The organism is Leyella stercorea DSM 18206 (assembly GCF_000235885.1).
Classification (GTDB): domain Bacteria; phylum Bacteroidota; class Bacteroidia; order Bacteroidales; family Bacteroidaceae; genus Prevotella; species Prevotella stercorea.
In genome coordinates, this window is the sequence record NZ_JH379465.1 from 5,715 (window position 1) to 5,935 (window position 221).

Here is a 221-nt window from a genome sequence, read left to right on the forward strand (position 1 = left end):
GGTTTGATGTAGGAATCAAAAGATATACAACGAAGAGAAGAGAGATACAGAAGAAGAAGAGTTGTGGTTTGATGTAGGAATCAAAAGATATACAACGCTGCTTGGAGATACGAGCATCCGACTTCCGTTGTGGTTTGATGTAGGAATCAAAAGATATACAACAAATCCGCTTCTGCCTAAGTGCACCAAGTGTTGTGGTTTGATGTAGGAATCAAAAGATA